This window comes from Oceanicola granulosus HTCC2516, from assembly GCF_000153305.1.
In the GTDB taxonomy this organism is placed as follows: Bacteria; Pseudomonadota; Alphaproteobacteria; order Rhodobacterales; family Rhodobacteraceae; genus Oceanicola; species Oceanicola granulosus.
Genome location: NZ_CH724107.1, coordinates 1,882,381 through 1,897,910 on the forward strand (window position 1 = coordinate 1,882,381; position 15,530 = coordinate 1,897,910).

The 15,530-nt window shown below is 71.9% G+C and carries 19 protein-coding genes and 1 pseudogene; 10 read left to right on the forward strand and 10 right to left on the reverse strand.

From position 1 onward, the window contains the following. Window positions 1-38: 38 nt before the first annotated feature. The 6 genes from cobJ to OG2516_RS09030 form a co-directional block, all read right to left on the reverse strand. Window positions 39-1,859 (reverse strand): precorrin-3B C(17)-methyltransferase, encoded by a 1,821-nt coding sequence (gene cobJ / locus OG2516_RS09005; protein ID WP_007255342.1) that lies wholly within the window; start codon window positions 1,857-1,859, stop codon window positions 39-41. After that, window positions 1,850-2,551 carry a precorrin-2 C(20)-methyltransferase gene (cobI, locus tag OG2516_RS09010; RefSeq protein ID WP_007255343.1) on the reverse strand — a complete coding sequence of 234 codons (702 nt, stop codon included), beginning with the start codon at window positions 2,549-2,551 and terminating at the stop codon, window positions 1,850-1,852. Before cobI ends, cobJ begins: the two co-directional genes overlap by 10 nt. Beyond that, the gene (locus OG2516_RS09015; protein ID WP_007255344.1) at window positions 2,548-3,750 is read right to left on the reverse strand and encodes a bifunctional cobalt-precorrin-7 (C(5))-methyltransferase/cobalt-precorrin-6B (C(15))-methyltransferase; all 1,203 of its coding nucleotides are present in this window, start codon (window positions 3,748-3,750) and stop codon (window positions 2,548-2,550) included. Before OG2516_RS09015 ends, cobI begins: the two co-directional genes overlap by 4 nt. Next, window positions 3,747-4,379, reverse strand: a complete 633-nt coding sequence (locus OG2516_RS09020; protein WP_007255345.1) for a precorrin-8X methylmutase — start codon at window positions 4,377-4,379, stop codon at window positions 3,747-3,749. The genes OG2516_RS09015 and OG2516_RS09020 overlap by 4 nt, the downstream gene beginning before the upstream one ends. Window positions 4,380-4,440: 61 nt before the next feature. Further along, window positions 4,441-5,526 (reverse strand): sirohydrochlorin chelatase, encoded by a 1,086-nt coding sequence (locus OG2516_RS09025; RefSeq protein ID WP_007255346.1) that lies wholly within the window; start codon window positions 5,524-5,526, stop codon window positions 4,441-4,443. Beyond that, the gene (locus OG2516_RS09030) at window positions 5,523-5,735 is read right to left on the reverse strand and encodes a DUF6732 family protein (RefSeq protein WP_007255347.1); all 213 of its coding nucleotides are present in this window, start codon (window positions 5,733-5,735) and stop codon (window positions 5,523-5,525) included. The genes OG2516_RS09025 and OG2516_RS09030 overlap by 4 nt, the downstream gene beginning before the upstream one ends. A 309-nt stretch (window positions 5,736-6,044) precedes the next feature. On the opposite strand from OG2516_RS09030, the gene OG2516_RS09035 reads away from it, so the two are divergent. The 3 genes from OG2516_RS09035 to mscL all read left to right on the forward strand — a co-directional run bounded on the left by OG2516_RS09035 (window position 6,045) and on the right by mscL (window position 8,358). Further along, window positions 6,045-7,019, forward strand: a complete 975-nt coding sequence (locus OG2516_RS09035; RefSeq protein ID WP_007255348.1) for a glutathione S-transferase family protein — start codon at window positions 6,045-6,047, stop codon at window positions 7,017-7,019. Window positions 7,020-7,245: 226 nt separating this feature from the next. After that, window positions 7,246-7,854, forward strand: a complete 609-nt coding sequence (gene cobO / locus OG2516_RS09040) for a cob(I)yrinic acid a,c-diamide adenosyltransferase (protein ID WP_007255349.1) — start codon at window positions 7,246-7,248, stop codon at window positions 7,852-7,854. A gap of 72 nt (window positions 7,855-7,926) precedes the next feature. Then, the gene (mscL, locus tag OG2516_RS09045; protein WP_007255350.1) at window positions 7,927-8,358 is read left to right on the forward strand and encodes a large conductance mechanosensitive channel protein MscL; all 432 of its coding nucleotides are present in this window, start codon (window positions 7,927-7,929) and stop codon (window positions 8,356-8,358) included. 40 nt (window positions 8,359-8,398) lie between these two features. Here mscL and yghU read toward each other — a convergent pair whose 3' ends face one another. Beyond that, window positions 8,399-9,238 carry a glutathione-dependent disulfide-bond oxidoreductase gene (gene yghU, locus OG2516_RS09050; protein WP_007255351.1) on the reverse strand — a complete coding sequence of 280 codons (840 nt, stop codon included), beginning with the start codon at window positions 9,236-9,238 and terminating at the stop codon, window positions 8,399-8,401. A 125-nt stretch (window positions 9,239-9,363) separates the two neighbouring features. Between yghU and OG2516_RS09055 the strand changes: the two genes are divergently transcribed. Then, the gene (locus tag OG2516_RS09055) at window positions 9,364-9,915 is read left to right on the forward strand and encodes a thioredoxin family protein (protein ID WP_007255352.1); all 552 of its coding nucleotides are present in this window, start codon (window positions 9,364-9,366) and stop codon (window positions 9,913-9,915) included. Window positions 9,916-10,002: 87 nt separating this feature from the next. On the opposite strand, the gene rpsU is transcribed toward OG2516_RS09055, so the two are convergent. Further along, window positions 10,003-10,209, reverse strand: coding sequence for a 30S ribosomal protein S21 (gene rpsU / locus OG2516_RS09060; protein WP_007255353.1), 207 nt, complete (start codon window positions 10,207-10,209; stop codon window positions 10,003-10,005). Between the two features lie 113 nt (window positions 10,210-10,322). Here rpsU and OG2516_RS09065 point away from each other — a divergent pair, with 113 nt between their 5' ends. The 4 genes from OG2516_RS09065 to OG2516_RS09080 are packed head-to-tail and all read left to right on the forward strand — an operon-like array spanning window position 10,323 to window position 13,577. Next, on the forward strand, window positions 10,323-11,018 hold the full coding sequence (locus tag OG2516_RS09065) for a COQ9 family protein (RefSeq protein ID WP_040615041.1): 696 nt from the start codon (window positions 10,323-10,325) through the stop codon (window positions 11,016-11,018). A gap of 2 nt (window positions 11,019-11,020) precedes the next feature. Then, window positions 11,021-12,001, forward strand: a complete 981-nt coding sequence (locus OG2516_RS09070) for an NAD(P)H-quinone oxidoreductase (RefSeq protein ID WP_040615043.1) — start codon at window positions 11,021-11,023, stop codon at window positions 11,999-12,001. A 24-nt stretch (window positions 12,002-12,025) separates the two neighbouring features. Next, complete coding sequence (locus tag OG2516_RS09075) at window positions 12,026-12,472, forward strand: VOC family protein (protein ID WP_007255356.1); 447 nt, start codon at window positions 12,026-12,028, stop codon at window positions 12,470-12,472. A gap of 4 nt (window positions 12,473-12,476) precedes the next feature. Further along, window positions 12,477-13,577, forward strand: a complete 1,101-nt coding sequence (locus OG2516_RS09080) for a cystathionine gamma-lyase (RefSeq protein ID WP_007255357.1) — start codon at window positions 12,477-12,479, stop codon at window positions 13,575-13,577. Here OG2516_RS09080 and OG2516_RS09085 read toward each other — a convergent pair. Beyond that, complete coding sequence (locus tag OG2516_RS09085) at window positions 13,574-14,212, reverse strand: ribonuclease T2 family protein (RefSeq protein WP_007255358.1); 639 nt, start codon at window positions 14,210-14,212, stop codon at window positions 13,574-13,576. The two genes, OG2516_RS09080 and OG2516_RS09085, sit on opposite strands and share 4 nt — an antisense overlap. A 130-nt stretch (window positions 14,213-14,342) precedes the next feature. Here OG2516_RS09085 and OG2516_RS09090 point away from each other — a divergent pair, with 130 nt between their 5' ends. Beyond that, window positions 14,343-15,104 carry a DUF1013 domain-containing protein gene (locus tag OG2516_RS09090; RefSeq protein WP_007255359.1) on the forward strand — a complete coding sequence of 254 codons (762 nt, stop codon included), beginning with the start codon at window positions 14,343-14,345 and terminating at the stop codon, window positions 15,102-15,104. 24 nt (window positions 15,105-15,128) lie between these two features. On the opposite strand, the pseudogene OG2516_RS19520 reads toward OG2516_RS09090, so the two are convergent. Continuing rightward, a pseudogene (locus OG2516_RS19520) lies at window positions 15,129-15,362 on the reverse strand (NAD(P)-binding domain-containing protein); the annotation flags it as partial. On the opposite strand from OG2516_RS19520, the gene OG2516_RS20725 reads away from it, so the two are divergent. Further along, window positions 15,306-15,530, forward strand: a 225-nt coding sequence (locus OG2516_RS20725; protein ID WP_425357548.1) for a hypothetical protein, incomplete at its 3' end; no start/stop codon positions are given. The pseudogene OG2516_RS19520 and the gene OG2516_RS20725 sit on opposite strands and share 57 nt — an antisense overlap.

Sequence of the window (15,530 nt, forward strand, 5' to 3'; positions counted from 1 at the left end):
CATGCTCCACGGCCGTCGCCCGTGCTGCCTCGCCCGATTCAGGCACCTTCCGCCTCCTCGAGCTTCCTGGCGTAGCCGCGCGGCGTGTACATGCGCGCACCCTCGCCCAGGGTGACGAGGCGGCTCTGGGAGGAGCCGACGAGGACGACGGTCAGCATGTCCACCTCGTCGACCTCGAGCGTGTCGAGGCGGCGGTAGCGCAGGTGCTCCTCGGGGCGGCCGAGGCTGGTGGCGAGCAGGACGGGCGTGTCGGCGGGGCGGTGGCGCAGCAGCAGGTCGCGCGCCTCGGCCAGCAGGGTGCGGCGGCGGCGGGAGACGGGGTTGTAGAAGGCGATGACGAAATCGCCCTCGGCCGCCGCCTTGAGCCGGCGCCGGATGTCGGCGCGGGGGGTGAGCAGGTCGGACAGGGAGATGGCGCAGAAATCGTGGCCCAGGGGCGCGCCGGCGCGGGCGGCGGCGGCCTGCAGGGCCGAGATGCCGGGGGCGGAGACGATTTCGACACGGCGCGCGGCGTCGCTGACGCCGCCGCGGCCGGCGGGCCGGTCGAGCAGTTCGTAGACCAGGGCGCCCATCGCGTAGATCCCCGCGTCGCCCGAGCAGACGAGGGCGACGTCGCGCCCTTCGCCCGCCCGCTCAAGGGCGTAGCGGCAGCGGTCTTCCTCGCCGCCGAGCGGGAAGTCGCGGCGCGGCTTGCCGGCGGCGAGGGGGCCGAGCAGGTCGATGTAGAGCCCGTAGCCGACCAGCTCATCGGCGGCGCCGAGCAGGCGCGAGGCCTCCGGCGTGCGCCACGACGCCTGCCCCGGCCCGATGCCGACGAGGCTGACGCGGCCGCGGCCCCGACCGCGCAGGTCCGTCAGCGGCGCGGGGGCGAGGGCGATGGCGCAGGTGGCGTTGGCGGTCTTGCGCTTGGCGACGGCGAGCTCCGCCTCCGGCCCGGCCTGCGCGAGCGCGGCGGCTTCGCTGACGCCGTGGCAGCCGACCTCGGCGAAGACCACCTCGGAGGGCGTGGCGAGGCGCGGGGTTTCGGCCTCGAGGTCGGCGGGGGAGAACAGGCGCAGGGGCGCGCCGAGGGCCTGCGCAATGGCGATGACGGCGGGCTCGTCGCCCTTGAGGTCGACACTGGAGACGGCGTGGATGGCGGCGGGGGAGAGCCGGGCCTCGGCCAGTGTCTGCTGCACCAGCGCCAGCAGCTCTTCGGGCGGGCAATCGCGCGAGCAGCCGACGCCGAGGCTCACCCGCCGGGGCGCGAAGTGGAGGTGGCGCGGGCCGGTGTCGGCGACGGGCGCAAGGCTGGCGGTGAGGGTCACGCCCTCGCCGTCGGGCAGCTCGGCGAGCCACGGGGCGTCGCCGGTGACGCGCGCGCCCTCGCCGGCGAGCAGCGCGGCCATGGCGTCGCGGGCATTCTCGGGGTTGGCGAGCCGCCAGCCTTCGGGCGGCGCGTCGAGGGCGACGCCGAGGCTCACGTCGCCCGCCGTCGTCACCGCCGCGACGCCGCCCAGCGCCCCGGCCACCTCGCGCGCGAGCCGGTTCGCGCCGCGGTGGCCGCCGAGCAGCGGCACGATTACCGCGCCGTCGTCGGAGACCGACAGCAGCGGCGGCTCGGTGCGCTTGTCGGCGAGCACCGGCGCGACGGCGCGCACGAGGATGCCGCTGGCGCAGACGCCGATCACCGGCACCCCGGCGAGGAACAGGTCGCGCACGTGCTCGAGCGCGTCGGCGAAGGTCAGGTCGGCGGCATCGACCCGCCCGGCGCGGCCGTGCAGCGGCGCGCCGAGGGCGGTGGCGATGCGGCGGCCCGTGGCCTCGCCGGCGCGGTTGAGGATGACGACGACGGGCGAGGGGGCGGGGGTCACAGCCACGGATCGGCTCCCTTGGTTATCAGGATCATCGAGAAGTAGGGCGCCGTGTCGGGCGCCTCTTCGAGCGGGAGCACGACCTCGTCGGGCAGGCTGGCGCGGGCGACGTAGGTGGCGCGGCCGGCGAGGCCCATTTCGGCGAGCAGGCGGCGGACGCGCGGCAGGTGGCGGCCGACCTTCATCAGCGCGACGCTCTCGCTCTGCGCGATGCGGGCGCGCAGGGTGGCGTCGTCGAGCGGGGCGGGCAGCACGGCGAGGCGCTCGTTGCGCGCCGCGAGCGGCCGGCCGGCGCGGGCGGCGCAGGCGGTGAGGGAGGTGACGCCGGGGACGATCTCGACCGGGAAGCGGTCGGCGAGGCGGGCGTGGAGATACATGAACGAGCCGTAGAAGAACGGGTCGCCCTCGCACAGGCAGACCACGTCGCGGCCCGCCTCGAGGTGCGCGGCGATGTCGGCGGCGCCGGCGTCGTAGGCGGCCTGCGCGGGGGCGCGGTCGGTGGACATGGGCAGGGAGATGGCGATCTCGGTGGCGCCGGGCGCGATCAGGTCGGCGGCGATGGCGCGGGCGAAGGAGGGCGCGCCCGCGAGCGCGGGATAGGCGACGACCCGCGCCGCCTCGATCAGCCGGGCGGCGCGCAGCGTGATCAGGTCGGGCGCGCCGGGGCCGAGGCCGACGCCGTGCAGCGTGCCGCTCATCGTTTCACGAGGCTCCACTGGGTCACCGGCATCAGCGGCTTCCAGCCCGTCAGCCGTCCGACCGGGCTGGCGCGCTGCACCGCGAGCTTCACGAGCTGGCCGCCGCGCGCCTTGTGCAGGGCCAGCAGCTCGGCCTCGCTCTCGAGTGTCACGGCGTTGACGACGAGCCGCCCGAGGGGCCGCAGCGCGCTCCACGCGGCCTCGACAACTTCGGCGGAGAGGCCGCCGCCGATGAAGACCGCGTCCGGCGCCTCGAGCCCGGCGAGCGCGGCGGGGGCCTCGCCCTCGACGAGCTGCAGCCGCGGCGTGCCCAGCGCGAGCGCGTTCTCGGCGGCCATGGCGCGGCGGTCGGCGCGGGGCTCGATGCCGACGGCGCGGGCGTAGCGGGCGGCGCGCATCCACTCGATGGCCACCGAACCGCAGCCGGTGCCGATGTCCCAGAGCAGCGCGCCGCGCATGGGCATGAGCTTGGCCAGCGTCGCGGCGCGGACCTCCTGCTTGGTCATCGTGCCGTCGGAGCGGAACAGCTCGTCGGCGAGACCCGGCACGCGGGGCAGCAGCGCGGCCTCGGGATCGGCGACGCACTCGACGGCGAGGGTGTTGAAGGCGGGCACCTCGTGGCGCCAGTCCGCCGCGGTGCCGTCGAAGCGCTGCTCGCGCTCGCCGCCCATCGCGGCGAGGACCGACAGGCGCGAGCGGCCGAAGCCGCGCTCGGCGAGAAAGGCGGCGATCCGGCCCGGCGTGTCGGCCCCGGTGGTGAGGATCAGCAGGCGCTGGTCGGGCTGGATGAAGGCGATCATCTGCTCGACGGGGCGGCCGTGGACCGTCAGCGTCTCGACGTCGGCGAGGCTCCAGCCCATGCGCGCGGCGGCGAGCTGGAAGGCGGAGAGCTGCGGGTGGTAGACGATCTCGGCGGGGTCGATGGCCTTGCCGATGCGGGCGCCGACCGAGAACCAGAGCGGGTCGCCGGTGACGAGGATCACGGCGCGGCGGCCCTTCAGGGCGCGGATCGTGTCGATCATCGCGTCGAACGGCGAGGGCCAGGCGATGCGCTCGGCGGTGACGGTGCCGGAGAGGTCGTGGTGACGCTCGCCGCCGAGGATCACCTCGGCCGACTCGACGACGGCGCGGGTGGCCGGGGCGAGGCCGTCGAGGCCGTCCTCGCCGATGCCGACGATGTGGAGCCAGGGCGCGCTCACGGCTCGCCCGCCATCAGCGCCAGCGCGTTGACCGCCGCCGAAGCCATCGCCGAGCCGCCGCGCCGACCGCGCAGGGCGACGAAGTCGCAGCCGCGCGGGTTGCCGGCGAGCTCGGCCTTGCTCTCGGCCGCGCCCACGAAACCGACGGGGAAGCCGAGGATCAGCGCCGGGCGCGGCCAGCCGGCGTCGAGCCCCTCGAGCAGGTGGAACAGCGCGGTGGGGGCGTTGCCGATGGCGACGACCGCGCCCTCGAGGCGGTCGCGCCACAGCTCCGTCGCCGCCGCCGAGCGGGTGGTGCCGAGGCGGGCGGCGAGCCCGGGGGTGTCGGGGTGGTTGAGGGTGACGAGGGGCGCGACGCCCTCGGGCAGCAGGCGGCGGGTGATCCCGGCGGCCACCATCTCGCAATCGCAGAGCACCGGCGCGCCGGCGCGCAGCGCGGCGATGCCGGCCTCGGCGGCGGCGGGGGAGAAGGCGAGGCGGTCGGCGATCTCGACCATGCCGCAGGCGTGGATCAGGCGCACGACGAGCGGCTCCATCGCGGGCGGGAAGCGGCCGAGCCGGGCCTCGCGCCGGACGGTCGCGAAGCTCTCGGCGTAGATCGCGGCGGGATCCTTCTCGTAGGGTCTCATGCCCGGCGGTCCGAGGGCTGGCGGCGTCGCGCCTGCATATTTGGAGCCAGATGAAGCGGCATCAGCGACGGGTCCGCCGGGCGCTCTCGGGGCCATGGGGGTGGTCGGCGTGGGGATAGGGCGCGTGGTGGTGGTGGTCGTGGTGGTGGTGGTGGTCGCCATCGTGGAGGTGATGATGATGGTGGTGGTCGTGGGCGGCGTCGAGGCGGCAGAGGCCGGTGCAGAAGCTGTCGCAGAGGGCGCAGTCGGCGACGTTGGAGCCGGGGGCGGCGGCGCCCTGCCCTTCGACGTGGTGGTGGTGGCTCTCCTGCACCGCGCCGACCTCGGCCTCGAAGCCGAGCACCTGCGTGCGGTACTTGCACATGGCGCAGTTCGGGGGCGGCACCTCGCCGGCGAGTTCGGTCACGCGCTCGGCGAAGGTCTCGAGCACCCGCGGGTGGTCGCCGAGGTAGGGCGCCTTGACGAACTCGATTTCCGGGTGGCGCGCGGCGACCTCGTCGGTGAAGCCGTAGATGCGGTCGATCAGGATGCCGGAGAACAGGAAGTAGGGGAACACGACGACGCGGCGGTAGCCGAGCCGGGCGACGTGGCTCAGGCAGGGCTCGACCAGCGGGAAGGTGACGCCCGAGAAGCCGACCTCGCACCAGCCGAAGCCGAGCCCCTCGTGCAGCATCCGCGCGACCTTGGCGACGTTGCCGTTGGCGTCCGGGTCGGAGGCGCCGCGGCCGATCACGACGAGGCAGGTCTCGTGCAGCGGCACGTCGTCGAGCGGGTCGAGCGCCTCGCGGATGCGCGCGGCGGCGGCGGCGATCATCTTGGGGTCGACGCCCAGCTCGCGGCCGTAGAGCACCTCGATGCCGTGGCGGGCGGCGTAGGTGTTGAGCACGGTGGGGATGTCGTTCTTGGCGTGCATCGCCGCGAACAGCATCCCCGGCACCGCGAGGATGCGCTCGCAGCCCGCCTCGCGCAGCCGGTCGAGCCCGTCGCGCAGGACCGGGTTGGCAAACTCGAGGTAGCCGTAATCGACCGGCCAGTCCGGCGGCAGCAGCGGCGGCAGGCCCTCGGCGAGCGAGGCGAATTCGTCGACGGCGGACTGCGCGCGCGAGCCGTGGCCGCAGATCATCACGCCGGTCTTGGGGGCGCTCATGATTCGGCGGTTTCCGCGTCGGTCTCGGCGGCGTCGTCGGCCGCGTCGTCCTTGCGCTTGCCGCGGGCGCCGAGCAGGCCGACGAGCGCCGCGAGGCCGAGCGCGCCGGCGGCGATCCAGTGGCCGTGGCCGGCGACCTCGGCGATGTGGCCGGGATGGGCGGCGGCGGGCGAGGCGGCGAGCAGGGCGAGGATCGTCAACGAGCGCATGGGGCACCTCCAGTAGCTTGTGCGGAAAGGAGGGCCGGGCCCCGGGGGAGCCTTGTCGACGATGCGCCCGCCCGGTCCCCGATCTGGGTCGACCTGTCGGACGCCACCTCTCCGGCCCCGGATTCGGGGCTTCGTCATGGCTCCCTGATAGTCGGCGCGGCCGGGCCGGTGCAAACCGAAATGCGACGGTGCGCGCGCCGCGGGCGACGGCAGGGGCTGTGCGCTGACGCGCGGCGACTCTGCGGCGGCATGGGTACATGTGCGCGGCCGCGAGATTAGCTGGTGACCCAAGCAGCAAGGAGACACCCGATGGGCCGCCTCGTGAACGGAGATTGGCAGACCACCCCGAGCGACACCGCCAACAAGGGCGGCAGCTTCGCGCGGGCGGAGTCGAGCTTTCGCAACTGGATCACCGCCGACGGCAGCGCCGGCCCGTCCGGCGAGGGCGGCTTCGCGGCGGAGTCGGGGCGCTACCACCTCTATGTCAGCTATGCGTGCCCGTGGGCGCACCGGGCGCTGATCTTCCGCCAGCTCAAGGGGCTCGAGGAGCATATCGGCGTGTCGGTGGTGCACCCCTACATGCTCGAGGACGGCTGGACCTTCGACGACGACTGGCCCGGCGCGACCGGCGACGACCTGCACGGCGACCGGTTCCTGCGGGAGACCTACCTGCGCGCCGACCCGGACGCGACGACGAAGGTGACGGTGCCGGTGCTGTGGGACAAGGCGCGCGGCACAATCGTGTCGAACGAGAGCGCCGAGATCATCCGCATGTTCGACAGCGCCTTCGACGAGATCACCGGCAACCGGGATCGTTACTGGCCCGAGGAGCTGCGCGACGAGATCGAGCCGGTGAACGCGCGGATCTACGACACCGTCAACAACGGGGTCTACAAGGCCGGTTTCGCCACCAGCCAGGAAGCCTACGACGAGGCGGTCGTGGCGCTGTTCGACAGCCTCGACTGGATCGAGGCGCGGCTCGGCGAGGGGCGCTACCTGATGGGCGCGCGGCCGACGGAGGCGGACTGGCGGCTGTTCACCACGCTGGTGCGGTTCGACAAGGTCTACCACGGTCACTTCAAGTGCAACCGCCGCCGGATCGTCGACTACCCCAACATCTGGGCCTACACGCGCGACCTCTATCAGGTGCCGGGCGTGGCCGGGACGGTGCAGTTCGACCATATCGTGCCGCACTACCACTACAGCCACGAATCGGTGAACCCGCACCGGATCATCCCGATCGGCCCCGAGCTCGATTTCGAGGCGCCGCACAGGCGCGGCTGAGCGGCCCGCCCGGCCCCCGGCCGGGCAGCGCCGTCCCGCCCCCCCGGGGCGGCGCTTCTGGCGAAGGTCGGGCCACGGGTCCGGCGTCGATGCCTGTGGCGCCGTCGTGCGAGGCTCGACCCGCCCCGGCGGGACGGCGCTGCCCGGCCTCGCCGCCTCCGCCCGTCGCGACTTGCCCCTGCCCGTCCGGCGGGCGATGGTGCGAGCCGCAGACGAGGAGCCAGACATGACCGACGACGCAGAGCGCCACGCCCAGAAAATGGCCAAGAAGAAGGCCGCGCGCGACAAGATCATGTCGACCAAGACCGGCGAGAAGGGGCTGATCGTCGTCCATACCGGCAAGGGCAAGGGCAAGTCGACGGCCGCCTTCGGGATGATCTTCCGCTGCATCGCCCACGGCATGCCCTCGGCGGTGGTGCAGTTCATCAAGGGCGGCATGTCGACCGGCGAACGCGACCTGATCCTGTCGCGCTTCACTGACCTGTGCCAGTTCCACACGATGGGCGAGGGCTTCACCTGGGAGACGCAGGACAAGACCCGCGACACCGAGATGGCGCGCGCGGCGTGGGAGAAGGCCAAGGAGCTGATCCGCGACGAGCGCAACAAGATGGTGCTGCTCGACGAGATCAACATCGCGATCCGCTACGATTACGTGCCGGTCGCCGAGGTGGTGGAGTTTCTCGCCACCGAGAAGCCGGCGATGACCCACGTGGTGCTCACCGGGCGCAATGCGCATGACGACCTGATCGAGATCGCCGACCTCGTCACCGAGATGGAGCTGGTCAAGCACCCGTTCCGCTCGGGCGTGAAGGCGCAGCAGGGCGTGGAATTCTAGGGCCGCGTGAAAACGGTTCCCCTCCGCCCGCGCCCGCGCCATTCTGGGAGCGGGACGCAGAGAGAGGGACGAATGATACAGGAATTCAAGGACTTCATCGCCAAGGGCAACGTGATGGACCTCGCCGTCGGGATCATCATCGGCGCGGCCTTCACGGCGATCGTGCAATCGGTGGTGAACGACCTGATCAACCCGGTGATCGGGCTGATCCTCGGCGGGATCGACTTCAAGTCGATGTACGTGGTGATGTCGGGCGAGGTGCCGGAGGGCGTGGGGCTCGAGGCGGCGCGCGAGAGCGGGGCGGCGATCTTCGCCTACGGGGCGTTCCTGACGGCGTGCATCAACTTCCTGATCATCGCCGTCGTCGTGTTCCTGCTGGTGAAGGCCGTGAACCGGATCAAGGCGGCGGCGGAGAAGCCCGACGACGTGGCGCCCGAGGTCCATACCGGCCCGTCGCAGCTCGACGTGCTGATCGAGATCCGCGACCAGCTCAAGCAGCCCTGAGGCGGGCGCGCGCCCGCCGGTGTGGCGGGCGCGGCTCGGTTCAGAGGTCGAGGTCGGCGGCGCTGTGGCGTTCGCGGATGCCGTCCTTCGGGTCGTCGGCCTTCTTGTTGACCCGCCGGCCCCGCGCCACGCCGGGGCGCGCGTCGAGCTGCTCGGCCCAGCGCACCACGTTCTTGTAGCTCTTCACGTCGAGGAACTCGGCGGCGTCATAGGCGCGGCCGAGCACCATGTTGCCGTACCAGGGCCAGATCGCCATGTCGGCGATGGTGTAGCTGTCGCCGGTGATGAATTCGCGCGAAGCCAGCTCGCGGTCGAGCACGTCGAGCTGGCGCTTGGTCTCCATCGCGTAGCGGTTGATCGGGTACTCGAACTTCTCGGGCGCGTAGGCGTAGAAGTGGCCGAAGCCGCCGCCCAGGAACGGCGCGCTGCCCATCTGCCACATCAGCCAGTTCAGCGTCTCGACCCGCGCCGGCCCCTCGGGGGCGAGGAAGGCGCCGAAGCTCTCGGCGAGGTGGATCATGATCGAGCCGCTCTCGAACACGCGCAGGGGCGTGTCGCCGCGGCGGTCGACGAGGGCGGGGATCTTGGAGTTCGGGTTGATGTCGACGAAGCCCGAGCCGAACTGGTCGCCCGCGCCGATGTCGATGAGCCAGGCGTCGTACTCCGCGCCCTCGTGGCCGGCGGCGAGGAGCTCCTCGAACAGGATCGTCACCTTCTGGCCGTTGGGCGTGCCGAGCGAGTAGAGCTGGAACGGGTGCTCGCCGACGGGCAACTCCTTGTCATGGGTCGGGCCCGCGATCGGGCGGTTGGTGGAGGCGAACTGGCCGCCGTTCTCCTTGTCCCAGGTCCAGACCTTGGGTGGGGTATAGGTGTCGCTCATGTCGGCCTCGCTCGGTATGTGTGCGTGAGTGCGTCGCCCCGCAACCTATGCACCCGCGCCCCGGTGGCAACCGCGACGCCCCGCGCTAGCATTGTGCGCAACTGCAAACCGAGGAGCACCCCGCCATGGCCGCGAGCCCGCCCGTCTGCGATTTCGGCTGGCAAGCGCCGGACTTCCGGCTGCCCGCCACCGACGACCACAGCTACGCGCTCAACGACCTGAAGGGCGAGAACGGGCTGGTGATCGCCTTCATCTGCAACCATTGCCCCTACGTGCTCGCGGTGATCGACCGGATCGTGCGCGACGCGAGCGACCTGTCGGCGCTTGGCGTCGGCTTCGCGGCGATCTGCTCGAACGACGCCGAATCCCATCCCGCCGACAGCTTCGAGAACATGGCGAAGATGGCGCGCGAGAAGGGCTTCTTCTTTCCCTACCTGCACGACGAGGACCAGCGCGTCGCCCGCGCCTACGGCGCCGCCTGCACGCCGGACTTCTTCGGCTTCAACGCCGACCTCGAGCTGCAGTATCGCGGCCGCCTCGACGCCTCGCGCGCCCGCGCCGCGCCCGAGGACACCCGGCGCGATCTCTACGAGGCGATGAAGCAGGTGGCGAAGACCGGCGAGGGCCCACGCGAGCAGGTTCCTTCGATGGGCTGCTCGATCAAGTGGAAGGAGTGACGGGCCGACGCGACCGCCCCCCAGAATCGACAAACCCCCGGGCATGAGCCTCGGGGGTCGTCAAAACACCAAAAGTGTTCAAGTCGCTCAGAGAAGCCCTTCGCGCTGGGCTTTCTTGCGGGCGAGCTTGCGCTGACGGCGGATGGCCTCGGCCTTCTCGCGCGCCTTTTTCTCGGACGGCTTCTCGAAATGTTGCTTGAGCTTCATTTCCCGAAACACGCCTTCGCGCTGAAGCTTTTTCTTCAGGGCCCGGAGCGCCTGGTCGACATTGTTGTCGCGAACACTGACCTGCATTGTGGGTGTCACCACCTTTCTAAGGTTGAGTTGCATGGAGTTGCAGGAAGTGGCCATATAGCGACTGGGAACTAACTTGTCCAGCAACGAGCCGGACAATTCGAGGTGCTGCCATGACCCCCCGACCCGACCCCCGCAGAGCCGAACTCGTGGAGGCGATCCTGCCCCACGTGGCCTTCGACGGGTGGTCCGACGCCGCCTTCCGGCGCGCCGCCGCCGACCGCGGGATGACCGAGGCCGCCGCCCGTGTCGTCGCGCCGCGCGGGGCGGTCGACCTGGCCGTGACGTACCACCGGCAGGGCGACGAGGCGATGCGCGCGGCGCTGGTGAAGGAAGACCTCTCGGCGCTGCGCTTCCGCGACAGAATCGCCCGCGCGGTGCGGCTGCGGCTCGACGTGATCACCGACCGCGAGGCGGTGCGGCGCAGCACCGCGCTGTTCGCCCTGCCCCACCTCGCCGCCGAGGGCGGACGGCAGGTCTGGGACACCGCCGACGCGATCTGGACGGCGCTCGGCGACAGCTCCGACGACATCAACTGGTATACCAAGCGGATGACGCTCTCGGCCGTCTACGCCTCCGCGGTGCTCTACTGGCTCGGCGACGACAGCCTCGACCAGCAGGCCACCACGGACTTCATCGACCGGCGCATCGATGACGTGATGCAGATCGAGAAGCTGAAGGCGCAGGTCAACGACAACCGGCTGCTGCGCCCCCTGCTCGGCCCGCTCGGCGCGCTCATGGGCCGGGTGCGGCCCCCGGCGCGCACCCCGCCCCTCGATCTTCCCGGCAGTTGGACCACACCGCGATGACCATGACCCGCACCATGCGCGCGATCGAGATCACGCGCCCCGGCGGCCCCGAGGCGCTGGTGGCCAGCAACCGCCCCGTGCCCGCGCCGGGCTACGGGCAGGTGCTGATCCGGATCGCTCATGCGGGCGTCAACCGCCCCGACGCGCTCCAGCGCGCCGGCCTCTACAAGCCGCCGCCGAACGCCTCCGACCTGCCCGGGCTGGAGGCCGCCGGCGAGGTGGTCGAGGTCGGGCCCGGCGTCGAGACGCCGGAGGTGGGCGAGCGGGTCTGCGCGCTGCTGCCCGGCGGCGGCTACGCGGAATACGCCGTCACGCCGGCCGCCCACTGCCTGCCGGTGCCCGAGGGGATGAGCCTCAAGGAAGCCGCCTGCCTGCCCGAGACCTACTTCACCGTCTGGTCCAACCTGTTCATGCGCGGCCGCCTTCAGGGCGGCGAGCGGGTGCTGATCCACGGCGGCTCGTCGGGCATCGGCACCACCGCGATCCAGCTCGCCAACCATTTCGGCGCCCGCGTCTTCACCACCGCCGGCAGCGCCGAGAAGTGCGCCGCCTGCAAGCGGCTCGGCGCGGCGCGGGCGATCAACTACCGCGAGGAGGATTTCGTGTCGGTGCTGCGCGAGGCCGGCGGCGCCCACGTGATCCTCGACATGGTCGGCGGCGACTACATCGCCCGCAACCTCGAGGCGCTGGCCGACGAGGGGCGGCTGGTGCAGATCGCGTTCCTGCAGGGCGCGAAGGCCGAGGTGAACTTCGCCGAGATCATGATGCGCCGGCTTATCGTCACCGGCTCGACGCTGCGCCCGCAATCCGACCTCGCCAAGGCGCGCATCGCCGCCGAGCTGCGCGAGCGGGTCTGGCCGCTGCTCGCCGCGCGCCGGGTGGGGCCGGTGCTCGACGAGGAGTTCGAGCTCGAGGCCGCCGCGCGCGCCCATGCGCGGATGGAGAGCTCGCAGCATATCGGCAAGATCGTGTTGAATGTCTGAGCCCGGCGGGGCAAGCCCTTCGGCATGAGTTCCGCCAGCGCCAGCCCCCCGCCCTTCAGCCTCGTCGGCCTCGACCACGTGGTGTTCCTCGTCGACGACATGGCCCGCGCGCTCGCCTTCTACGGCGACGTGCTCGGCTGCCAGCCCGGCTATTCCTACCCGGCGCTCGGCATGGAGCAGGTCTGGACCGGCGCGTCGCTCATCGTGCTGTGGGACACCACCCACCCCGGCGCCGAGAGCGCCCGCCCGCCCGTCGCCGGGGGCCGCAACGTCGACCACGTCTGCATCGCCACCTCGCCCTTCGCGCCCGACGCGATGCGCGCCCACCTCGCCGCCCACGGCGTCGCCATCGAGCGCGAGGCCACCCACGGCGGCGCGCGCGGGGTCGGGCTGTCGTTCTACATCCGCGATCCGTTCGGCAACAAGCTCGAGCTGAAGGGCCCGGCCGAGTACCCCGACGGGCGGGGCTGACGCGATGCCGCCCAAGCCTCCTTCCGCCGCCGAGCTGCTGCACCTCCACGGCCGCGATCTCGCCAAGGGCGACCCGATCGCGCCGCCGATCACGCTGGCGTCGATGTTCCACCTGCCCGGCCTGCCCGACGGCGGCCACTTCTACGGCCGCGCCGGCGGGCCCACGTGGGACGTGCTCGAGGCCGCGCTCGCCCATCTCGAGGCCGCGCCGACGCTCGTATTTCCCTCGGGCATGGCCGCGATCACCGCCGCGCTGCTGCCGCACCTGCGCAGCGGCGACCGGGTGCTGCTGCCCTCCGACGGTTACTACGTCACCCGCCGGCTCTGCCACGACGTGCTGGCGCGCTTCGGCGTCGAGGTCGAGGAGCGCACGACGGCGGCCTACGCCGAGGGCGGGTTCGACGGCTTCCGCATCGTGTTCGTCGAGTCGCCGAGCAACCCGGGCCTCGACCTCAGCGACATCGCCGCGATCTCCGCCGAGGTGCGCGCCGCCGGCGGGCTGACGGTGGTGGACAACACGACGATGACCCCCTTCGGCCAGCGCCCGCTCGAGCTTGGCGCCGACATCGTCGTCTCCGCCGACACCAAGGCGTCCGGCGGCCATTCCGACGTGCTCATGGGCCATGCCAGCACCCGCGACGCCGACCTGCTCGCCGAGATGACGCGCTGGCGCACCGTGTCGGGCAGCATCCCCGGCCCGTTCGAAAGCTGGCTGCTGCACCGGAGCCTCGAGACGCTGGAGCTGCGCTTCGCGCGGATGTGCGACAGCGCCGGGATCATCGCCGAGCGCCTCGCCGCGCACCCCGCCGTCGCGGCGCTGCGCTATCCGGGGCTCGCGTCCGATCCCGCGCACGCGCTCGCCCGGGCGCAGATGGCGCGGCCCGGCTTCCTGATCGGCGCGACCTTCGCGAGCGCCGAAGTCGCCGAGCGGGTGATCGACGCCTGCGCCTGCCTGCGCCCCGCGACCTCCTTCGGCGGCGTCCATTCCAGCGCCGAACGCCGCGCCCGCTGGGGCGACGCGGTGCCCGAGGGCTTCGTGCGGTTCTCCATCGGTTGCGAGCCGGTCGAGGAGCTCTGGGCCGCACTCGAGGCGGCCCTGCCCTAGCGGATCGGCTCGAACAGCGCGTCGTCGAGGCCGCAATCGCGCGCCACGTCGGCCCCGCAGGCGCGGAACGCGAGGTCGCGGGTCAGGCAGATGCGCGCCTCCTGGATCATTCCGTCCCGGCAGGTGACGGTGATGCCATCGGCCCGGAGGTCCGGGTTGTCGGCGAGGAACGCCTCCTCCACCACCGCGGCGGGCAGCGTCACCGCCTCGTCGAGCTTGCGGAACACCTCGGGCCGGGCGATGCGTCCGAAGGCCTCGCGGGCCAGCGCGTAATAGTCCGCCGACGACAGGCCGCTGCAGACCCCGTGCTTGCGCCACTGGTGCCAGGCCGAGCCGGAGGTGCCGAACAGGTCGGCCATCGCCGCCGTCTCGCTGCGCGAGGGCGCGCGTTCGGTGGTGGCGCAATAGTCGGGCCAGCCGCGCTCGTATTGCGGCCAGAGACCATGCACGACCCAGCCGAACGCCCGGCCGGCGTCGCATTGCGGCGAGTCCTGCGCGTCGCCCTCGCGCGCGCACCAGTTCGGCGACCACGACAGGGCGAGCACGTAATAGTCGAACGCACCGGCCCGATCCTGCGCCCCGGCGGGAGCGGCAAAGGGCAGGAGGAGGAGCAGCGACAGCAGGCAGCGATACATTTTGGTCCTTTCCAGAGCCGGTCCGGGCGACTATATAGCGCCCGAGTTCCCCGACAACGAGAACGGAGCCGCCTGCGGCTCGCCCCTTTCCGGGGCCGGGGGAAGCCGTATTCGCAAAGGAGGCAAGGCAATGGCCGACAAGCCGCTCATGTCCAAGGCCACCGCCGTCTGGCTGGTCGACAACACCACCCTCAGCTTCAAGCAGATCGCCGATTTCTGCGGCATGCACGAGCTCGAGGTGCAGGGCATCGCCGACGGCGACGTGGCCACCGGCGTCAAGGGCTTCGACCCGGTCGCCAACAACCAGCTCACCCAGGAAGAGCTCGACAAGGCCGAGAAGGACCCGACGCACAAGCTGCGCCTGAAGTTCAACCCGGCCGCCGTCGGCGAGGAGAAGCGCCGCGGCCCCCGCTACACCCCGCTCTCCAAGCGCCAGGACCGCCCGAACGCGATCCTGTGGCTGGTCAAGTTCCACCCCGAGCTGGCGGACGCGCAGATCTCCAAGCTCGTCGGCACCACCAAGCCGACGATCCAGTCGATCCGCGAGCGCACCCACTGGAACATCTCCAACATGGAGCCGATCGACCCGGTCGCCCTCGGCCTGTGCAAGCAGTCCGAGCTCGACGCCGCGGTCGCCAAGGCGGCCGAGAAGAAGGCCCGCGAGGGCGGCGTGATGAGCGACGACGAGCGCCGCAAGCTGGTCTCGACCGAGCAGAGCCTGTCGATGGACAGTGAGTCCAAGATCCCGACGGCGATCTCCGGCCTCGAGACCTTCACCCTCGGCGGCTCGAACGACGACGACGAGGACGAGCGCGAGAAGGCCCTGCCCGACGCCGACAGCCTCTTCAACCTGCCCGACAGCAAGGACGACGAGGACGAGGACGACCGCTGAGCGGCGGTCTGGTGGGGGGGGTGCCCCCAGGCATACCCCTCCCAAGTCGTCGTCGTTGCCGACGCAAGCCATCACGAAATCCTGACCCTTCGCCGCCTCGGCGGGGGTCGGGGCGAGGGTGCCGCCGTGCTTCTCCAGCCATGCCTGCGCCTTGGCCTCGGGGCGGTTATAGACCGTCGCCTCGTGCCCGGCCGCGGCAAGATGCCCCGCCATGGGGAAACCCATGACACCCAGTCCGGGAAACACCACTCGTGCCATCAGCTTGTCCCTTCCCGCCAGTTCTGTAAAAACGTCGAGGACCCGAACCGACCGGACCGCGCGGTCAACATTGCCGGGAACTGCATGGCCCTCCTCTTCCACTGGCTCCTGCGTATCGCCACCGCCCTCGTCGTGCTGGGGATCGCCGCCTTCGCCCTGGCCTACTAC